This is a genomic window from Bradyrhizobium sp. CB1717 (assembly GCF_029714325.1).
In the GTDB taxonomy this organism is placed as follows: Bacteria; Pseudomonadota; Alphaproteobacteria; order Rhizobiales; family Xanthobacteraceae; genus Bradyrhizobium.
The window spans coordinates 6475835-6494878 of the sequence record NZ_CP121666.1; the positions used below are offsets into that span (position 1 = coordinate 6475835).

A 19044-nucleotide genomic window follows, 5' to 3' on the forward strand; every position below is an offset into this window, starting at 1 on the left:
GTTCCCCTAGAGCTGCAAGCCGTTCTTGATGGTGCTGCGCGCAACCAGCATGCGGTGGATCTCGGAGGTGCCGTCATAGATGCGGGTGACGCGGGCATCGCGATACATCCGCTCCAGCGGCAGGTCCTTGCTGAAACCCATGCCGCCGAAGACCTGGATGGCGCGGTCGACCACGCGGCCCTGCATCTCGGAGGCCGCGACCTTGATCATCGAGACCTTGTCGCGCGCGTCCTTGCCCTGATCGATGTCCCAGGCGGCGTTCATCACCATCATCTTCACGCCAAAGATCTCGGTGGCGGAGTCCGCGATGAGCTTCTGCACCATCTGAAAGTCGCCGATCAGCTGGCCGAACTGGCGCCGCTCGCCGGCGTGCTTGCGCATCATCTCGAGCGCTCGCTGCGCCATGCCGACGGCGCGGGCGCCGATATGGGCGAGCCGGATCTGCAGCACGCTCTGCATGATCAGCTTGAAGCCGCCGCCGACCTCGCCGAGCGCGGAAGCCTTCGGAATGCGGCAATCCTCAAAGCTCAGCTCGGCATGGCCGTAGCCGCGATGACCCATCATCGGCTGGGTGCGCGCGACCTTGAAGCCGGGCGTACCGCGATCGACTAGGAACAGGGTGATGCCGCCGCGCGCCCGCTTGTCCTTGTCGGTCAGCGCCATCAGGATCACGTAATCGGCGATGTCGCCGTCGCTGATGAAATGCTTGGTGCCGTTGAGGACCCACTGGTCGCCATCGAGATGCGCCGTCGTGCTGATCGACGCCGCGTCGGACCCAGCGCCCGGCTCGGTGATCGCCATGGCGCAGATCTTGTCACCCTTCACCGTGGGTAGCAGATAGCGCTCGACCTGGTCGCCCTTGCAGGCCATCAGCATCGGATAGACCTGGCCGAACACGCGGCGGATCAGCGCGTCCGAGGTCTTGCCGAATTCTTCCTCGACCAGGCAGTGCTCGACGCAAGTTAGCCCGCCGCCGCCGACATCCGCCGGCATGTTCATGGCGTAAAGGCCGAGCTTCTGCGCCTTGGCCTTGGTGACCGCCAGCGCGTCGGCCGGCACTTTGGCCGTCTGCTCCACGACGTCTTCGAGCGGCTGCACCTCCGTCTCGACGAAGCGCCGGACGGTGTCGACCAGCAGGCGCGTCTCCTCGGGGACTGAAAAATCGATCATCGCGCCACTCCGACGGCCTTGCCGGCTACCATTGCCTCGATCTCCGCAGCGCCGTAGCCGATCTCGCCGAGCACCTCGCGCGTCTGCGCGCCGAGCCGCTGCGGTACCAGCCGTACCTCCGGCGTCTGCCCGTCATAGCGCGCGGGATGCGCAACCATCCGGATCGGCGCGCCCCCTGCACTCTCGGCACTCTTGAACACACCGAGATGCCTAAGCTGCGGATCGGCCTCGAGGTCGCGATAGTCCTGCACCGGCGCGTGCCAGACCCGCGCAGCTTCCAGTGAGGGCAGCCATTCCGCCGTCGATTTCTGCTTCAGGCGCGCCGCCACGATCCGCGTGATCTCCTCACGCTTCGAAAAGCTGTCGGCCTCCCCGAACTGCTTTAGCTCCTCGCTCTCGAGCGCGACGGCGAGCGCCTTAGGCGTGGCCATGGAGATCGCCATATGACCATCCGCCGTGGCGTGAACGCCGTAAGGCCCGGGGCTGAACCACGCCGCGATACCGGCCGGGCCACGCGACGTCGGCGACGGCGCGCCGTTCAGCCAGGCAGTCAGCGGCTCGACCTGGAGATCGAGGGCGGCCTGATAGAGGTTGACCTCCACGAGCTGCCCCTTGCCGGTCTTCGTCCGGGCAAACAGCGCAGCAAGAATGCTCATCGCATAGAGCGAGGCGGCGTGCTGATCGACGATGACAGCACCAACCGCGGTCGGCTCGCCATCGGCGCGTCCGGTCCGCATCGCTAGACCCGACATCGCCTGGAGCAGCAGGTCCTGACCGGGACGATCCTTGTACGGCCCGTCCGATCCGAAGCCGGTGGCAACCGCATAGATCAGGCCAGGGTTGATCGCCTTGAGCGTGTCGTAGCCGAGGCCGAGCTTGGCCATGGTGCCCGGCCGAAAGTTCTCCATCACGACGTCGGCGGTCGCGACCAGCTTCTTCACCGCGGCGATGCCGTCGGGATGCTTGAGATCGACCGCGAGGCTGCGCTTGTTACGCCCGGTCGCCAGATGATTGACGCTGTCGCCTGCGACGAAGTGGTTGGCGACCGCCCAGTTGCGCTGGAACGCGCCCTCGATCGGCTCGACCGCGATGACGTCGGCGCCGAGATCGGCCAGCGTCTGCGCCGCCAGGGGCCCCGCGAGATAGTGATTGAAGCTGAGGATCTTGACGCCGTCGAGCAGGTTCATCCGTTCACCTCAGTCTAGGCGGCCGCAACCGGCGCACCGCGCCAGGCGAGATCGAACGTCTTGACCAGTGCACGCGCGGCCGCATCCTGCGCTGCCGGCAGCGGCAGCCGCGGCGGGCGCGGATGGCCGGCTGCAAAACCCATATGACTGAGCAACGCCTTGCTGCCGGCGACATAGGCCTGGCCGCCGACGAATTCGATCACCGGCAGGTATTTGAGATAGAGCTCGCGCGCTTCCTTGATGGCGCCGTGGTCGGCGACGAGGCTGAAGATGCGGGCCATCTCCGCCGGGACCACGTTGGAGGCCACGGCCACCCAACCTTGCGCGCCCTCGACAAAGGATTCGAAGCCGAGGATGCCGCCGAACACCGTCATCCTGTCGCCGCAGAGGCGGATGATGTCGCGCACGCGCGTCACCTCCAGCGTCGACTCTTTGATATAAAGACAGTTGTCGATCTCGGCGATGCGCGCCACGAGCTGTGGCTTGAGATCGACATTGGCGGTCGCCGGATTGTTGTAGACCATGATCGGCAGCGAAATCGCGTCGGCAACCGTCTTGTAGTGATGCACGAGCTCGTCGTCGGTCGGCGTCGAATAGAACGGCGGGATGATCATCACGCCGTCAGCGCCCAGTTTTTCGGCACGGCGGCTGAGACGCACCACCTCGCGCGTATCCTCCGCGCCGGTGCCGATCAGCACGGGGACGCGGCCCGCGGCCTGGCGAATGACGACCTCGGCAACCAGCGCCTTCTCGTCATCGTCCATGGACAGGAACTCGCCGGTCGAGCCGAGCGGGATCAACCCGTGAATGCCCTCTGCGATCTGCCAGTCGACAAAGGCGCGCAAGGCCGCGACATCGACCTCGCCCGCTGCCGTGAACGGGGTGATCATGACGGTGTAGGTGCCGCGAAACGTCTTCATCAGGGAACTGCCGGGTGCTCGGGTGGATTCAGGCGATGGTTGCCGCCTGCGGAATATCCGCACATTCTATGCAATCGTTTGCATAAATGGCTCTGCATTGGGCACCACCATCCATTATTTGAGCTTGATCCGCGTGGAATTAGCTCTTAGCGTTTCTGCAATCGTTTGCAGTCTATCGGCAGGTTTGATGAGCGTCACGCTCAAAGATGTGGCACAGGCGGCCCGCGTTTCAGTCAGCACTGCTTCCCGAGCGCTGACGGGAACCGGCCTGACCAGCGAGCGAACGCAGCAGCGCCTGGTGCGCATCGCGCGCGAGCTCGGCTACCGGCCGAACCCGATCGCGCGGGGATTGAAAACCGGGCAGTCGCGGCTGGTGGCGCTGCTCGTCCACAATCTCACCAACGCCTCGTTCCAGGTGATGGCCGAAGTGGTGCAGGCGCGCCTGAAGGCGCTGGGTTATCAGATGCTTCTGTGCATCGGCGGCGACGATCCGCAGCAGGAGAGCGACACCCTGACCACGCTGGTCGATCACCGTATCGACGGGCTGATCGTGGTGCCCACGGGCAAGAACGGCCCGCAGCTCAAGACACTCTCGAAAGATGTTCCGATCGTCTGCCTGGTGCGACGCGATGACGCGACCGATCTCGAGACCGTGCTCGCGGACGATCCGCAAGGCGCTTATCTGGGCACGCGTCACCTGATCGAGCTCGGGCACAAGCGCATCGGGCTGATCGTCGGCCGCCAGGACACCACGTCGGGCCGCGAACGGTTGTCCGGTTATGTCCGCGCGCTGCGCGAGGCTGGCATCGCCAGGGACGACACATTGATTCATGCCGGCCATTTCGAGCCCGAGACCGGCGCAACCTGCGCCCGCAAGCTGCTCGATCTCCCCCGCCCGCCGAGCGCGATCTTCGTCGCCAATCACGAGGCAACGCTCGGCGTGCTGCGCGTCACCGCGGAGCGGAACATCGCCATTCCCGACGATCTCTCGCTGCTCTGCTACGAGGACATGCCGTGGTTCGAATGGCATCGCCCGGCGATCAGCATCGTCGACAACGGCGCACGCGATCTTGCCAATCTCGCCGTCGACCGGCTGCTGCATCGCATGGACGCCAAGGGCAACGGCAATGACGGCGTCCGCGAATATCGCGTCGGCGCCCGGCTGATCCAGCGCGACTCCTGCCGCCAGATCGACGCCCCCGCCCCTGCGAAATCCGGCAAGTCCAAACCGTCTTCATCCAAATCATCTGCGGCCAAATCCGCGAAGGTCTGATCGATGCCCTATGTCGAAGTGCTCGCCCCGCAAGTCCCATCCCAGCGCAAGGCCGCGCTGGCGCGCTCGGTGACCGACGGCCTGATGTCGGCGTTCGGCGTCACCGCCGATACGGTCACGCTCTATTTCCTGAACATTGCGACCGACGACTACGCCCACGCCGGCACGTTCGGCGCTCCGGCTACCGGCCAGCGCATCCTGCTCAAGGTCCACGCCTTCCGCCGCAGCGAGGCCGAGCGACGCGCGGCGGCGATCGCACTGACCCGCGCCGTATGCAGCGCCTATGGCGTGCCGGGCGACGATGTCGCGGTCTATTTCTGCGATCGCGACCGCAGCGAGGTCTCCCACGATTCCAAGCTCGCCAGCGACTGACGGGAGCACACCCATGGACCGCTTCTACAGCCAAGACCAGAAAGCCCTGCGCGAAACGGCCCGCCGCTTCGCCGAAGCGGAGATCCTGCCGCGCGCCGCCGCGATCGACCGCGAGGACCGTTTTGACCGCACCCTTTACAAGGGCATGGCCGATCTCGGCCTGTTCGGCATCTGCCTGCGCGAAGGCGCCGGCGGCGCCGGCCTCGATGCGGTCGCGGCCTGCATCGCGATGGAGGAATTGTCGCGCTGCTCCGGCGCGGTCGCCAACGCCTTCGCGATCCCGGTCGAGGCCGTGCTGTTCTTTGATCATCACGGCACCGACGCGCACAAGGCGCTGATCCCGAAGATCCTGAGCGGCGACATCATTCCCGCCACCGCCGTCTCGGAGCCCGACCACGGCTCCGACGTCGCTAGCATCCGCACCAACGCGGTGCGCGAGGGCAATGGCTGGCGGCTCAACGGCACCAAGGCCTGGGTGACGCTCGGCCGCGTCGCCGACCGAATCATGGTGTTCGCGCGCACCGGCGCAGATGCGGGCCACCGTTCCATCTCCTGCCTCCTCGTCGACGGCGCCCTGCCCGGCATCGCCCGCGGCAAGAACGAGGAGCTGCTCGGCATGCACGGCCTCGACGACTGCCAGATCACCTTCTCCGACGTGCGCCTGCCCTCGGACAGCGTGATGGGACCGGAGAACCAGGCCTTCAAGATGGCCATGAGCAATTTCAACTTCAGCCGGCTGATGATGGCCTCGATGGCGCTCGGCATGGCGCAGGCCGCGTTCGAGGACGCGACCGCCTATGCCAAGGACCGCAAGCAGTTCGGCCAAGCCATCATCGGCTTCCAGGCGGTGCAGTTCATGCTCGCGGACATGTCGACCGACATCGCGGCTGCGCGCCTGTTGATCCACCACGCCGCGCGCCTGCACGATGCCGGCGAGCCGATCGCCAAGGAGGCGGCGCAGGCCAAGCTGTTCACCACCGACATGGCCATGAAGCACGTCTCCAACGCGCTGCAGATCCACGGCGGCAACGGCTATTCGCGCGAATACCGCATCGAGCGCATCTTCCGCGACGTGCGCCTCGCCCAGATCTACGAGGGCACCAACCAGATCCAGCGGCTGATCATCGCCCGCCAGGTCGAGAAGGAGGCCGCGTGAGGGCATGCTGAGCATCATCACCGCGAAAGAAGCCGCGGGCCTGATCCGCGACACCGACACGCTGATCGTCGGCGGCAATGGCGGCACGGGCGCTGCCGAAGCCATTCTGGATGCGCTGGAGCAGCGCTTCCTCGGCGGCCAGGGCCCGCACAATCTGACGCTGATCAACATCACCGGCGTCGGCGCCGTGACCGAGAAGGGCCTCTGCCATCTCGCTCATGAGGGCCTGATCGCGCGCGTGATCGGCGGCAATTTCGGCCTGCAGGTGCCGTTCATGCGCCTCGTCCGCGACGAGCTGATCGACGCCTACAACTTTCCGCAAGGCGTGATGAGCCAGCTCTGCCGCGCCATGGCGGCAAAGCATCCGGGCGTGCTCACCCATGTCGGCCTCAACACCTATATGGACCCGCGCCAGGACGGCGGCCGCATGAACAAGCGCACCACCGCGCCACTGGTCGATCTGCTCGATCTGCACGGCCAGTCGTACCTGCTCTACCGCGTCCCCAACCCGCCTGATGTTGCCATCATCCGCGGCACTTCCGCGGACGAGGACGGCTATATCAGCATGGAGCATGAGGGCACGACGCGGGAGGATCTCTCGATCGCGCAGGCCGTGCACAATGCGGGCGGCACCGTGATCTGCCAGGTCAAGCGCATCGTGAAGCGCGGCTCGATCCATCCGCAGATGGTCAAGATCCCGGGCTTCCTGATCGACCACGTCGTGCTCGAGCCCGAGCAGATGCAGACCTACGGCACCGCCTACGACCCCGCTCGCTGCGGCGAGACGCGCGTGCCGGTGGCGATGATCACGCCCGATCCGCTGACCGAACGCCGGGTGATCGCCCGCCGCGCCGCCTTCGAGCTGCGCCCGCGCGACGTCGTCAATCTCGGCGTCGGCATCTCCGCGATGATCCCCAACGTCGCGGCCGAGGAAGGCATCTCCGACCTGATCACGCTGACGGTGGAATCCGGGGTCGTCGGCGGCGTGCCCGGGCACGCCCGCGAGTTCGGCACCGCCATCAATCCGCGCGTCATTCTCGACCAGGCCTATCAGTTCGACTTCTACGACGGCGGCGGCCTCTCCTGCGCTTTCCTCTCCTTCGCGGAGGTGGACGAAGCAGGCAATGTCAACGTCACTCGTTTCGGCGAGCGCCGCGACGGCTCCGGCGGCTTCATCGACATCACCCAGAACGCCAAGCGGCTGATCTTCAGCGGCACCATGACCGGCGGCAAGTTCGACATCGGCGTCGAGAACGGCCGCCTCGCGATCCGGCGCGACGGCGCTTTCCGCAAATTCGTGCCTGAGGTCGGCCAGATCAGCTTCAGCGCCTCGCTCGCCACGCAACGCGGCCAGCACGTCAGCTACATCACCGAGCGCGCCGTGTTCGAGCTCGAGAACGGCCACGTGACGCTGACCGAGATCGCGCCGGGCGTGCGGCTGGAGGAAGACATCCTCGCCCATATGGGCTTTCGCCCACGCATCAGCCCGCAATTGAAGGACATGGATCCGCGCATCTTCCGCTCCGGGCCGATGGGGATCGCGCAAGCCTTCAACGCCCTGCCGGCGCGGCCACGGAAGGTTGCCTGAGGGATCAGCATGAACGCCAGCGCCCCGATCAATCTCCGTTACGAAGATATCGCGCTCGGTGCCGAGTTCGAGACAGCCGCGCACATCGTGACGGAAGCCGATATCGCGGCCTTCGCCGACGTCACGCGCGATCACCATCCGCTCCATGTCGACGGCGCCTATGCGCGCTCCCGCGGCTTTCCCGCGGTGATCGGCCACGGGCTGTACGGCCTGTCGCTGATGGAGGGGCTGAAATCGGAGCTGAAGCTGTACGAGGAGACCTCGGTCGCCTCGCTCGGCTGGGACGAGGTCAAGTTCAAGGGCCCCATCGTCGCCGGCGATACCTTGCGCGTGCGCTTCCGCTTCGTCGAGAAGCGCCCGACCAAAAATCCCGGGCGCGGCATCGTCGTCGAGACGCTCGACCTCCTCAACCAGCGCGACGAGGTGGTGACCGCGGCCCGCCACATCTCGCTGATCCTGACCCGGCAAGCCGATGCTGCGGCGGCCACATGACGAGACAAGAAAGAAGACGCGGACCGGAGAACGGCTCCTCTGCCACCCACGATTTGACAGGAGTACCTTGATGCGATTTCCAAAAACCTTCTCCGTCCTCGCCCTGCTGGTCGGCCTGACGCAGGCCGCCGGCGCCCAGACCTGTACATCGAAAGTGCCGGCGTCCAGCCTGATCGAGGCGCCGAAATGGCAGATGTCGATCAACCCGACACTGCCGCCGCAGCAATTCGTCGACGACAAGGGCGAGTTGCAGGGTCTCAATGTCGAGCTCGCCCGCGAGATCGCCAAGCGCATCTGCGTCGAGGCGGTATTCCTGCGCATGGACTTCCCGCCGATGATCCCGGCGCTGCGCTCGGGCCGCTTCGATGCCATCAACACCGGACTGTTCTGGACCGAGGAGCGCTCCAAGATGCTGTACCTAGTGCCCTACGCGCAGCAGGCGATCAGCATCTACACCGATCCCTCCTCCAGCCTGAAGCTGGAGAAGTTCGAGGATCTCGCCGGCCGCGTGGTGGGCGTGGAATCGGCGACCTACACCGAGCGCAAGGCGCGTGAGTTCAGCACGGCGATGGAGGCCAAGGGCCTGAGGCCGATCGATCTGCGCACCTTCACCACCGTCACCGCCACCTCGGCGGCGCTGCGCGCCGGCCAGCTCGAGGCCGCGCTCAACATCAACGAGACCGCCAACTCGCTCGAGCAGAAGGGCATCGCAAAAATCTGGGTCCGCGACATCGCCGGCACCGACATCACCTTCGCCTTTCGTGACAAGCTGCTCGCCCAGGCCGTCGCCGACGCTCTCACCGCGATCCGCACTGATGGCACCTATGACAAGCTGTTCGACAAGTTCGGCATGACCAAGCTGAAGGCGACCACGTTTGCCATCAGGGGAGATGGGCCGACGAATTGAGGGCGGTGCGCGCGAGAACGTAGGGTGGGTTAGCCTCGCGGATTGCGCGAAGCGCAAACCGCTAGGCGTAACCCACCACTGTCTTTCTCCGCGGAGACAGAAGAGGTGGGTTACGCCTTACGGCTAACCCACCCTACAAGGCTTCTCTTACGCGCTCGCCTGGGTCACGAACTTCGTATTGAGGTACCCCTCGATCGCCTCGAGGCCGCCTTCGGAGCCGTAGCCGGAATCCTTGACGCCGCCGAACGGCACTTCCGGCAGCGCGAGGCCGTGGTGGTTGATCGAGACCATGCCGCTCTCGACGTCGGCGCCGATCGCCTGCATGGTCTTGGTCGAGGTGGTGTAGGCATAAGCCGCAAGGCCGTAAGGCAGACGGTTCGCCTCGGCCACCACCTCGTCATAGCTGCGGAACGAGGTGATCGGAGCAAGCGGCCCGAACGGCTCCTCGTTCATGATGCGGGCATCGCGCGGCACGTCGGTGATCACGGTCGGCTCGAAGAAGAAGCCTTCATTGCCGATGCGCTTACCGCCGGCCTGCACCTTGGCACCACGCTGAACCGCGTCGGAGACAAGACCTTCCATGGCGTCGACACGGCGCGGGTTCGCCAGCGGACCCATGCGGGTGTCCTTGTCGAGGCCGTTACCGACCTTCAAACTCTTGGCGGCCGCGACGAACTTGTCGACGAAGGGCTGGTAGACGCTTTCATGCACCAGGAAGCGCGTCGGCGAGACGCAGACCTGGCCGGCATTGCGGAACTTGTTGGCCGACAGGATTTTCGCGGCATTGTCGAGGTCCGCGTCAGCGAACACGATCGCCGGCGCATGGCCGCCGAGCTCCATGGTGACGCGCTTCATGTGCAGGCCGGCGAGCGCGGCCAGATGCTTGCCGACCGCGGTCGAGCCCGTAAAGCTGATCTTGCGGATGATCGGATGCGGAATGAGATATTCCGAGACTTCCGCCGGCACGCCGAACACCAGCTGGACGACGCCGGGCGGAATGCCGGCATCGGCATAGGCGCGCACCAGCTCCATGCAGCTCGCCGGGGTCTCTTCCGGCCCCTTGACGATGATCGAGCAGCCGGCGGCGAGCGCGGCGGAGATCTTGCGGACAGCCTGGTTGATCGGGAAATTCCATGGCGTGAACGCGGCGACCGGGCCGACCGGCTCCTTGGTCACGAGCTGGGAGACGTTACCCATCCGCGGCGGCACGATGCGGCCATAGGCGCGGCGGGCTTCTTCCGAGAACCAGTCGATGAGGTCGCCGGCGAGCATGGTCTCGCCCTGCGCTTCCACCACCGGCTTGCCCTGCTCCATGGTCATGACGGGCGCGATCTCGGCGGCGCGGGAGCGGATGATGTCCGCGGCCCTGCGCATCAGCTTGTAACGGTCGAACGGCGAGGTCTTGCGCCAGACTTCGAAACCGGCCTTGGCGGCTTCCAGCGCGCGGTCGAGATCCGCCTTCGAGGCGTGCGGGGTCTTGCCGATCGGCTGGCCCGTGGCGGGATTGAGGATGTCCTCCGACTTGCCGGACGTGCCGTCGGTCCACTCGCCGGCGATGAACATTTGAACTTTCGGATACATCCTTGGTGCCTCCATGATTTCCGCCGTCGGCGGGCCCAGCGCCCCACCGTTTCAAGCCGGCGCAGAGCTACACCGAAAGGGGCCCGGCGAAAAGGGATCAATGAAGCCGCAGCAGCGCATCGCTGATCTTCCCAGTCGACGGGATCGCCCATCCGGCAGGTGCCCACGGGATGCATCGAGCGATCCGGAACGGCAGCAGAGCAGCCGCGCCGGCGCAAGGCTCAGCGGAAGTTGCCCTTGGTCTCGGGGATCACGACCGCCCCGATCAGGTAGACCACGAACACGCCGACCGCGAAGTAAGCCAGCGACATCGGAATCTGCGCCGGGCTGGCGCTCACCAGCGAGACGAAGGTCGGCATCATGCCGCCGAGCGCGAAGCCGATGTTCCAGGACAGGCCCGTGCCGCTGGCGCGCAGCGCGGTCGGGAAACGTTCGTTGAGGAAGATCAGCACCGGCGCGTAACCGGCATTGCCGATGAAGGCGATGGCGAGTGCGAGAAGCGTGATCTGCGTCGTGTCCTTGGTGGCGGCGAGATTGAGATAGCACAGCGGCAGCAGCACCGCCGCCAGCGCGCCGATCAGCAGGAAGGTCTTCTTGCGGCCGATCCAGTCGCTCAGCGCGCCAATCAGCACGGCCGAGAAGAACGCCGAGACGCTCGCGCCCATCAGGATCAGCGACGAGGTCTGGTTCGGGACCGCATTGATGACCTTCAGGAAGCTCGGCAGATAGCCGGAGGTGAGGTAGTAGCCGGCGCCACCGCCGAAGGTGATGAGCAGATTGACCAGCAGAACGCCGCGATACTCGCCGGAGAACACGTCCTTGACCGGCGCCTTCGAAACCTTCGCCTGCTTGTTGCCCTGCTGGCGCTTGAGCTCCTTGAAATAGGGCGATTCTTCGAGGTTGCGGAAGATGAACCAGCCGAGCAGCGAGCTCAGCAGGCCCGAGAAGAACATGAAGCGCCAGCCCCAGACAGCAAAGGCATCGCCGGGGAACACCGAGGATGTGACCAGGAAGATGAAGGACGCCAGCAGCGCACCGATGCCGGCACCGCCGCCGCCGACCAGGCCCGACATCGCGCCGCGCCATTGCGGCGGCACGGACTCGGTGCCGATGGTGTGAGTGGACGCCACGACACCGCCGACGAACACGCCCTGCACCAGGCGCAGGATCAGGAAGATGATCGGCGCTATCACGCCGACCTGCGCGATGGTCGGCAACAGGCCAAACGCCGCCGTGCTGAGGCCGACGCCCACAATGGCGATCAGCATGGCCTGCTTGCGGCCGTGCACGTCGGCATAATGTCCGAACACCGCCGATCCCAACGGCCGCATCAGCAGCGTCACGGCGAACGAGCCGTAGACCGCCGCCAGCGACAGCGCCGCATTGCTCGACGGAAAGAACAGCGCGCCGACGACCGGCGCCACGTAGAGCAGAATGAACAAATCGAACAGATCCAGTGCCCATCCGAGCACCGACGCGATGATCGCATTGACCATCTGCTTGTTGTCGGCCGACGCTTCTGCGCCTGCTACCGGCATATCCATCTCAGCCATGTTGTTTACCTCCCCCGTTTGAATGGCGCCGCGGTCCGCGTCATTGCGAACCGCGGCAGTTCAGTCGCGTGTCAGCGTCCGACGAATTTCGGCGGACGCTTGGCGTTGAACGCCTCGACGCCTTCCTTGAAATCTTCGGACTGGCGCAGGCGGCTGTAGCAATGGCCTTCGAGCTCGATGGCGATGGCGAGCGTCGAATCCTCGGTGTCGTTGAGGAGCTTCTTGGCGGTGCGCTGCGCCAGCGGTGAGAAGGTACGGAGCTCGTCGACCAGTCTATCGGTCGCCTTCTCCAGCTCGGCATCCGGCACACATTCGGTGGCGATGCCCCACTCATAGGCCTGCTTGGCCGAGATGCGCTTGGAGCGCATCACGATGTCCTTGGTGCGGGTGATGCCGACCATCTTCTGCAGGCGCGCCGAGCCGCCCGAGCCCGGGATCTGACCGAGCTTCTGCTCCGGCAGCGCGTATTGCGTGGTCTCGGAGGCGATGCGGAAGTCGCAGGCGAGCGACAGCTCGAAGCCGACGCCGAAGCAATAGCCGCGATTGGCCACGATCACGGGCTTGGCGCAGCGCGCGGGCGCGGCGATGTTCCAGGCGAGCTTGGAGACATGCTCCGGGCTTGCCTCCATGAAGCCGCCGATATTGCCGCCGCTGGAGAAATGCTCGCCCTCGCCGCGCACCACGATGACGCGGACGCGCGGATCCTCGTCCAGCGTCTCGAAGGTCAGCCGCAGCTGGTCGCGCTGCGGCATCGCCACGACGTTGTAGGGCGGCCTCCCCAGGATGATGTCGGCGCGCTCATGCGCCTCGTCGATCTCGACCTTGAACCCGTCGAGTTTTGCGAGCCGCGGATCGGCAAATGTATAGGGTGACGGCATCTGTGCCTCCTTCTGTTGATGGGTGATGATCAGGCCGCGTCGGACGGCGGCAGGCGCTCGGCCTCGTATTCTCCGGCGACGAGCAGTCGCCGCAGCAGCTTTCCGACCGGCGATTTCGGGATCGCGTCGACGAAGACGTAGCGGCGCGGCCGCTTGAAATTGGCAAGGCCAGAGGTGCGGCAGAACTGCTCCAGCTCGACTTCTGAGACCGCGCGATTGCGCTTGACGAAGGCGGCGACGACCTTGCCCCACCTCTCATCAGCGACGCCGACCACCGCGACCTCGTCGACGGCGGGGTGCAGCGACAGGCAGCTCTCGATCTCGACAGGCGAGACATTCTCGCCGCCGGTGATGATCATGTCGTCGACACGGCCGGTGACGAAGAGATCGCCGTCGGGATCGACGTAGCCGGTGTCGCCCGTAAAGTACCAGCCCTCGCGCAGCGATTTGGCATCGGCCTCAGGGCGCCTCCAATAGCCCTCAAAAGCCTCATCGCCGGCAAGCGTCGCGATGATCTCGCCCTCCTCGCCGACGGCAGCGAGATCCGCGACCGAGCGCGCGCCGATGCGGACGACCTTGACGTGCTGGTTCAGCCCCGCCTTGCCGGCCGAGCCCGGCTTTGCCGCGGCGTTCTGGTCGATGGTAAAAGTGTAGATCTCCGAGCTGCCGTAATGGTTGACGAACAGGCTTGGCCTGAACGCCTCGTTCAGCTTCTTCAGCAGGCCATCGGTCATCGACGCGCCGGCGAAGCCGAGCTTGCGGATGGTGGAGACATTGGTCCCGGCAAACGCGTCGTGATGGACGAGATCGTGGTAGAGCGTCGGCACCAGATAGAGGTTGGTGATCTCCTCCTTCTCGATCAGCGCCAGCGCCTGGCGGCTGTCATAGCGCGGCAGGCAGATGAAGCTGCCGCCAATCAGCGACATCGCCAGCAGCGAGCGGACGCCCATGGTGTGGTAGAGCGGCATCACGCCGAGCGTGCGTTCGCCGCGGCCGTAGAGATTTTGCGCGACATGGGCGATCGCGGCGGCGCGTTCGGCGCGATGCCGGCGCGGCACGCCCTTCGGCCGCGAGGTCGTGCCTGACGTATAGAGCATGATCGACCAGGCATCGGCGCCGACGCGCGGCTCGGCGTCCGGCGCAGCGTCCTTGATCAGATCGGCAAAGCTCCTCGCATCGCCCACTCCCGGATCGACGGACACGCGCAGCAGCCTGCCTGATAGCGCCGCCCCCTGCACCGCCTCGGCAGAGATGTCCTGATAGAACACCGCGCAGGCCGCGGCGTTCTCGATACAGTAATCGAGCTCGTCGGCCTTGGCGCGCCAGTTGATCGGCGTGATCACGAGGCCTGCGAATTGGCAGGCCCAGTGCAGCGTCGCCGCCTCCCAGCGGTTCTGCAGCAGCGTGACGACGTGATCGCCGGGCTTGAGGCCGACCCGGTCTAACGAGGCCACCAGCGCGGAGATCTTGCTGTACCATTGCCGGTAGGTCAGGCGGAGATCGCCGTCGACCAGCGCTATAGCGTTGGGATCGCGCGCGGCGCTGGCCATGAAGCTGCTGGCGAGATCAAGCATCTGACGTCTCTTTGTTGGATGAAGCGAGTTCGGCGGCGGCATCTAACGCCGCCTGGATGATCGGGGTGTAGCCGGTGCAGCGGCAGATATGCCCGCTCAGGAGATCGCGGATCTCCGCTTCAGTCGGCGCCGGGTTCTTCGCGAGATAGTGGTCCAGCGACATCAAGATGCCGGCGGTGCAGAAGCCGCACTGGAGCGCGTGGTTGCGGCGGAACGCCTGTTGCAGCACACCGAGCCGGTCGGCGGAGGGCGCGAGGCCCTCGACCGTTTTCAGCTCGCATCCATCGACTTGTGCCGCGAGCGTCAGGCAGGACCGCGTCAGCATGCCGTCGACGACAACAGTGCAGGCACCGCAGACGCCGTGCTCGCAGCCGACATGGGTGCCGGTGGCACCCAGCTGGTGGCGCAGGAAATCGGACAGCAGCATGCGCGGCTCGGCCTCAGCCTCGACCGGCTTGCCATTCAGCGAGAAGCGAACGGCATGGCGCTGATCGGCCTTGAGGCGGGTCATTGCAGCACCTCGCCGATCAGGTCGCGGCCGATCATGCGCACAAGGTCGCGGCGATAGCGCGCGGTGGCGTGGACGTCGTCGCGGGCGCCGAGTTCGTAAGCAAAGCCGTTGAGGGCGTCGTCGAGCGCACTGCCCTCCAGCCGCGGCCAGTCGCGCACGGCCGGCACGTCTGCGACGCCGCCGACAGCGAGACGCACACCCGTCGGCGTCTTCATCGCGGCGCAGGCAACGATGGCAAAATCGCCGTGGCGGCGCGCGACCTCGCGGAAGGCGACGCGCGATCCCTTGATGACAGGCAGCGAGATGCCTTCGATCAGCTCGTCATCCGCCCGCGCGGTCAGCATCATGCCGGCGAAGAAGTCCTTGGCAGCAACGCGCCGCAGACGCCTGGCGTTGCGCAACAACACCTCGCCGCCGAGCGCAACCAGCGCCAGCGGCATCTCGGCGCTGGGATCGGCATGGGCGAGCGAGCCGCAGATGGTGCCGCGGCTGCGGGTCTGCATGTGCCCGACCCAGGGCAGCGCCAGCGCCACCAGCGGCAACGCCTCGGCGAGGTCGGGCCAGGCCAACAGATCCGCCTGGCGCACGCCGGCGCCGATGACGACGGCATCGTTCTTCCGCTCGATCTGGCGGAGCTCTTTGATCCGCATGATGTCGATCAGCAGCTTCGGCTTGGCGAGGCGCATGTTGAGCATCGCCATCAGCGACTGCCCGCCGGCGAGCACGCGCGCATCGCCACCCTGCTGCGCGAGCCCTTCGAGGGCGTCACTGATGCTCCCGGCCCGGAGATAGTCGAATGCGGGTGGCTTCATCGGCGCCCCCCGAACAGACCGGCCGCCTTCGCCAGCAGCGCGAACGGCGAGAAGCTGCCGCCCTCCGCGCGACCACCACCGGCCTTGCGCGCCAGCGCCGTGAAGAACTGGCCGATGATCACGCGCGTCGCGCCATCGAGCAGGCGGCCGCCGATGCTTGCGACCTTGCCGCCGATGGCTGCGTCGTAGCTGTAGGTCAGTTTCGTTCCGCCGTTACCGTCGGGCGCAAGCGTGATCCGCCCCTCCGCGCTGCCGAAACCGAGCGCGCCGGTGGCGCCGCCGCGCAAGGTCACCGCGCGCGGCGGATCGAGCTCGAACAGCTCGACGTCAGCGCGATAGCGTCCGGTGACGGGGCCGATGCCGAGCGTCACGTCGGCGCGGAAATGCGTGTCGGTGACCTTGTCGACGCGCTGGCAGCCGGGAATAACCGATTGCAGCGTCGCGGGATCGAGCAGCATCGCCCAGACCTGCTCGGGCGCGCCCTTCACCACGGCCTGTCCTTCGCCGCGCAGCCGCCGATCGCCTTCACGCGCGGGCGCAACAGCCGCGCCTGCGGGAGGCGGCGGTTCGGCGCCGCGCACCAGCTCGGCGAGCCGTGCCGGCACCAGCGGCAAGGTGATGTCAGCAATTCCGAGCGCATCCGCGACCGCATTGGCAAGGCACACCGGCGTCGACATGCAATTGCCTTCGCCGACACCCTTGGCGCCGAGCGGCGTGAACGGCGACGGCGTCTCCATGTGGAAGATCTCGGGCTCCGGCACCTCGGTCGTGGTCGGCAGCAGATAGTCGGCGAGCGTTCCCGTGAGGAAGCTGCCGTCCTCGGCGTAGGCATATTCCTCGAGGAGCGCCGCACCGAGCGCCTGCGTGAACCCGCCGCGGATCTGGCCGTTGACCATGCCGGGATGCAGGATGGTGCCGCAGTCGTGCATGGTGACGTAGCGGTCGATCCGCGTCTCCAGCTTCGTCGGATCGATCTCGACGCCGCAGAAGTCGAAGATGAAACCGTGGCAGAGCGAGGAGTTGATGCGGTCGTCATCGTCGGGCGGCGTCAGCTCCGGCGGCGTCCAGAACACGGTCTCGCGGATGGTCTGGCCGGCATCGTCAGGCAGCGAGCCCGGCGACCAATGGCTGAGCGCGGCGACGCGCGAGAACGCGATCCGGTTCTCCGGATTGTGCTTCGAGGCGACGAATCCCTTTGCAAACACGATGTCGGCGGCCTCGACGTTCAACTGGCTAGCGGCGATGCGCGCGAGCTTGCCGGCGACGCGCTCGGCCGCGATCTTCGCGGTGCCGGCCACGGCCGCGGCAAAACGGCTGGCGTAATTGCCCGATGCGATCGACCAGGCATCCTTGGCCGTGTCGATCTCGGTGTTGACACGGATGTCCTTCGGCTCCAGGCCAAAAACGTCGGCGACGACCTGAGACAGCACGGTGCGATGGCCCTGCCCCTGCGGCACGGAGGCGACGTGAACCGTGACGCTGCCGACGGGATCGAGCCCGACGGTCGCGGTCGCCTGCGCGCCGTTCTTGGGACCTGCCTTGCGGCGCTCGGCTGCCGTCAGCACGGTCGTGATGTAGCCCATGTTGGAGACGCTGGGCTCGACCACGGCGGTGAAGCCGATGCCGTAGAGACGCCCCTCGGCCCGCGCCGCGTCCCGCTTTGCTTTCAGCTCCGCAAGCCTGCCCTGCTCGACCGCGCGCGCGACGGCTTCCTGATAGTTGCCGGAGTCGAGGAGAGCACCGGTCGCGGTGCGGTAGGGAAAGGCGCCTGAAACGATCAGATTGCGCTTGATGACGTCGAGCGGATCGAGGCCAAGCCCGATCGCGATGCGGTGCACCAGCCGCTCCAGCGCAAAATAGACCTGCGGGCCGCCGAAGCCGCGGTTGAGGCCGGTCGGCGTCTTGTTGGTGACGACGACGCGGTTGCGGACCTTGACGTGGCTGATGTCGTAGGCGCCGGTCAGATTGCCGTGCATGCGATAGAGCGTCGCCGGCTCGGGCGCGCGCAAATGAGCGCCGCAATCCTCGACCTGGTCCCAATCCAGCGCGAGGATCTTTCCATCCGCCGCAACCGCTGCCGACAAGGTCGTCGCGCGATTCGTCGCCGACACCGACGCGGTGAGATGCTCGAGCCGGTCCTCGATCCATTTCACCGGCCGGCCCGTGATGCGCGCCGCGGCGGCGATCAGCACGATATAGGGAAACACGCCCTGCTTGACGCCGAAGCTGCCGCCGGAATCCGGCGGCGTGCGCAGCCGCAAGCGATTGCCCGGCACCTTCAGCGCGCGCGCAATGACCGTGTGGATGCTGAACGGGCCCTGGAAATTGGCGAGAACCTCGTAGGTGCCCTCGCCGGCATCGTGCGAGGCGACGACGCCATAGGTCTCGATTGGCGTGCAGGAATTGCGGGGATAGCGGATGTCGATGGAGAAGCGATGCGGCGCATCCGCGAAAGCCTTTTCGGGCTCGCCATAGCGGAAGGCGCGATCGCTGGCGAGATTGCCGGGAAAGCCGTCGTGCAGCACGGGCGCGCCAGCTGCGATCGCACCAAGCGGATCGACCACCGCGCCGCGCGGACGGTATTCGACGTTGATCAGCTCCGCCGCATCCTCGGCGCGCGCACGATCCGTCGCGACCACTACAGCAACGGGCTCGCCGACATAGCGCACGCGGTCCATCGCAATGGGCCAGCACTCGACGGGCGCCTTCACGCCGACGACGAGGCTTGTCGTGACGGCCTTGACGTCGCTGCCGGTCAGAACCGCGGCAACGCCCGGCAGGCGCTTGGCCGCTTCAGCATCGATGGAAAGAATATCGGCATGCGCATGCGGTGAGCGCAGGATGGTCGCGTGCAGCGTGCCGGGCGCAACACCGAGATCGTCGATGAAGCGGCCACGGCCAGAGAGCAGCGCGGCGTCCTCGACGCGCTCGATCGAGCGCCCGACCCACGGCTCATCGCCATGTCCCGGATTTGCGGATTTGACCGCCTGCAACATGTCCCGGCATACCTCCCGACGCGTTCTTTTGACGCGACGGTGACGTTTGTCAGGACAGGGGTGCAGGGCCCATA

At 66.2% G+C, this 19044-nt stretch carries 16 protein-coding genes; 6 read left to right on the forward strand and 10 right to left on the reverse strand.

Going from position 1 to position 19044, the window contains the following annotated elements:
- Positions 1–6: 6 nt before the first annotated feature.
- From QA649_RS30345 to dapA, 3 genes are read right to left on the reverse strand one after another with little or no spacing between them, the layout of a single operon-like run.
- Entirely contained in the window at positions 7–1170 is a 1164-nt protein-coding gene (locus QA649_RS30345; protein WP_283020415.1) for an acyl-CoA dehydrogenase family protein, read from the reverse strand.
- Complete coding sequence (locus QA649_RS30350; RefSeq protein ID WP_283020416.1) at positions 1167–2357, reverse strand: CoA transferase; 1191 nt, start codon at positions 2355–2357, stop codon at positions 1167–1169. Before QA649_RS30350 ends, QA649_RS30345 begins: the two co-directional genes overlap by 4 nt.
- A gap of 14 nt (positions 2358–2371) precedes the next feature.
- Positions 2372–3280: a 4-hydroxy-tetrahydrodipicolinate synthase gene (dapA, locus tag QA649_RS30355; protein ID WP_283026138.1), complete on the reverse strand. Its 909-nt coding sequence runs from the start codon at positions 3278–3280 to the stop codon at positions 2372–2374.
- Positions 3281–3464: 184 nt separating this feature from the next.
- On the opposite strand from dapA, the gene QA649_RS30360 reads away from it, so the two are divergent.
- The 6 genes from QA649_RS30360 to QA649_RS30385 all read left to right on the forward strand — a co-directional run bounded on the left by QA649_RS30360 (position 3465) and on the right by QA649_RS30385 (position 9065).
- Complete coding sequence (locus QA649_RS30360; RefSeq protein WP_283020417.1) at positions 3465–4550, forward strand: LacI family DNA-binding transcriptional regulator; 1086 nt, start codon at positions 3465–3467, stop codon at positions 4548–4550.
- A 3-nt stretch (positions 4551–4553) separates the two neighbouring features.
- The gene (locus QA649_RS30365) at positions 4554–4922 is read left to right on the forward strand and encodes a hypothetical protein (protein WP_271580623.1); all 369 of its coding nucleotides are present in this window, start codon (positions 4554–4556) and stop codon (positions 4920–4922) included.
- A gap of 13 nt (positions 4923–4935) precedes the next feature.
- A complete protein-coding gene (locus QA649_RS30370) occupies positions 4936–6078 on the forward strand; it encodes an acyl-CoA dehydrogenase family protein (RefSeq protein ID WP_283020418.1) in 1143 nt (380 codons plus the stop codon).
- Between the two features lie 4 nt (positions 6079–6082).
- Complete coding sequence (locus QA649_RS30375; protein WP_283020419.1) at positions 6083–7666, forward strand: CoA-transferase; 1584 nt, start codon at positions 6083–6085, stop codon at positions 7664–7666.
- Positions 7667–7675: 9 nt separating this feature from the next.
- Complete coding sequence (locus QA649_RS30380; protein WP_283020420.1) at positions 7676–8158, forward strand: MaoC family dehydratase; 483 nt, start codon at positions 7676–7678, stop codon at positions 8156–8158.
- A gap of 70 nt (positions 8159–8228) precedes the next feature.
- Positions 8229–9065 (forward strand): ABC transporter substrate-binding protein, encoded by an 837-nt coding sequence (locus QA649_RS30385; protein WP_283020421.1) that lies wholly within the window; start codon positions 8229–8231, stop codon positions 9063–9065.
- A gap of 147 nt (positions 9066–9212) precedes the next feature.
- Here QA649_RS30385 and QA649_RS30390 read toward each other — a convergent pair whose 3' ends face one another.
- From QA649_RS30390 to QA649_RS30420, 7 genes are all read right to left on the reverse strand, one after another.
- Positions 9213–10661 (reverse strand): NAD-dependent succinate-semialdehyde dehydrogenase, encoded by a 1449-nt coding sequence (locus QA649_RS30390; protein ID WP_283020422.1) that lies wholly within the window; start codon positions 10659–10661, stop codon positions 9213–9215.
- A 206-nt stretch (positions 10662–10867) separates the two neighbouring features.
- Entirely contained in the window at positions 10868–12199 is a 1332-nt protein-coding gene (locus QA649_RS30395) for an MFS transporter (RefSeq protein ID WP_283020423.1), read from the reverse strand.
- Positions 12200–12270: 71 nt separating this feature from the next.
- Positions 12271–13077 (reverse strand): enoyl-CoA hydratase-related protein, encoded by an 807-nt coding sequence (locus QA649_RS30400; protein WP_080135763.1) that lies wholly within the window; start codon positions 13075–13077, stop codon positions 12271–12273.
- Between the two features lie 29 nt (positions 13078–13106).
- Positions 13107–14651 (reverse strand): AMP-binding protein, encoded by a 1545-nt coding sequence (locus tag QA649_RS30405; RefSeq protein WP_283020424.1) that lies wholly within the window; start codon positions 14649–14651, stop codon positions 13107–13109.
- A complete protein-coding gene (locus QA649_RS30410; RefSeq protein WP_283020425.1) occupies positions 14644–15162 on the reverse strand; it encodes a (2Fe-2S)-binding protein in 519 nt (172 codons plus the stop codon). Before QA649_RS30410 ends, QA649_RS30405 begins: the two co-directional genes overlap by 8 nt.
- Positions 15159–15974 (reverse strand): FAD binding domain-containing protein, encoded by an 816-nt coding sequence (locus tag QA649_RS30415; RefSeq protein ID WP_283020426.1) that lies wholly within the window; start codon positions 15972–15974, stop codon positions 15159–15161. Before QA649_RS30415 ends, QA649_RS30410 begins: the two co-directional genes overlap by 4 nt.
- Positions 15971–18970 carry a molybdopterin cofactor-binding domain-containing protein gene (locus tag QA649_RS30420; protein WP_283020427.1) on the reverse strand — a complete coding sequence of 1000 codons (3000 nt, stop codon included), beginning with the start codon at positions 18968–18970 and terminating at the stop codon, positions 15971–15973. The genes QA649_RS30415 and QA649_RS30420 overlap by 4 nt, the downstream gene beginning before the upstream one ends.
- Positions 18971–19044 lie beyond the last annotated feature (74 nt).

Bases quoted from the DNA above. Each gene is read 5' to 3' on its own strand.
- QA649_RS30345 (WP_283020415.1), bottom strand. From the start codon at position 1,170: ATGATCGATTTTTCAGTCCCCGAGGAGACGCGCCTGCTGGTCGACACC.
- QA649_RS30350 (WP_283020416.1), bottom strand. From the start codon at position 2,357: ATGAACCTGCTCGACGGCGTCAAGATCCTCAGCTTCAATCACTATCTC.
- QA649_RS30360 (WP_283020417.1), top strand. From the start codon at position 3,465: ATGAGCGTCACGCTCAAAGATGTGGCACAGGCGGCCCGCGTTTCAGTC.
- QA649_RS30365 (WP_271580623.1), top strand. From the start codon at position 4,554: ATGCCCTATGTCGAAGTGCTCGCCCCGCAAGTCCCATCCCAGCGCAAG.
- QA649_RS30370 (WP_283020418.1), top strand. From the start codon at position 4,936: ATGGACCGCTTCTACAGCCAAGACCAGAAAGCCCTGCGCGAAACGGCC.
- QA649_RS30375 (WP_283020419.1), top strand. From the start codon at position 6,083: ATGCTGAGCATCATCACCGCGAAAGAAGCCGCGGGCCTGATCCGCGAC.
- QA649_RS30380 (WP_283020420.1), top strand. From the start codon at position 7,676: ATGAACGCCAGCGCCCCGATCAATCTCCGTTACGAAGATATCGCGCTC.
- QA649_RS30385 (WP_283020421.1), top strand. From the start codon at position 8,229: ATGCGATTTCCAAAAACCTTCTCCGTCCTCGCCCTGCTGGTCGGCCTG.
- QA649_RS30390 (WP_283020422.1), bottom strand. From the start codon at position 10,661: ATGGAGGCACCAAGGATGTATCCGAAAGTTCAAATGTTCATCGCCGGC.
- QA649_RS30395 (WP_283020423.1), bottom strand. From the start codon at position 12,199: ATGGCTGAGATGGATATGCCGGTAGCAGGCGCAGAAGCGTCGGCCGAC.
- QA649_RS30400 (WP_080135763.1), bottom strand. From the start codon at position 13,077: ATGCCGTCACCCTATACATTTGCCGATCCGCGGCTCGCAAAACTCGAC.
- QA649_RS30405 (WP_283020424.1), bottom strand. From the start codon at position 14,651: ATGCTTGATCTCGCCAGCAGCTTCATGGCCAGCGCCGCGCGCGATCCC.
- QA649_RS30410 (WP_283020425.1), bottom strand. From the start codon at position 15,162: ATGACCCGCCTCAAGGCCGATCAGCGCCATGCCGTTCGCTTCTCGCTG.
- QA649_RS30415 (WP_283020426.1), bottom strand. From the start codon at position 15,974: ATGAAGCCACCCGCATTCGACTATCTCCGGGCCGGGAGCATCAGTGAC.
- QA649_RS30420 (WP_283020427.1), bottom strand. From the start codon at position 18,970: ATGTTGCAGGCGGTCAAATCCGCAAATCCGGGACATGGCGATGAGCCG.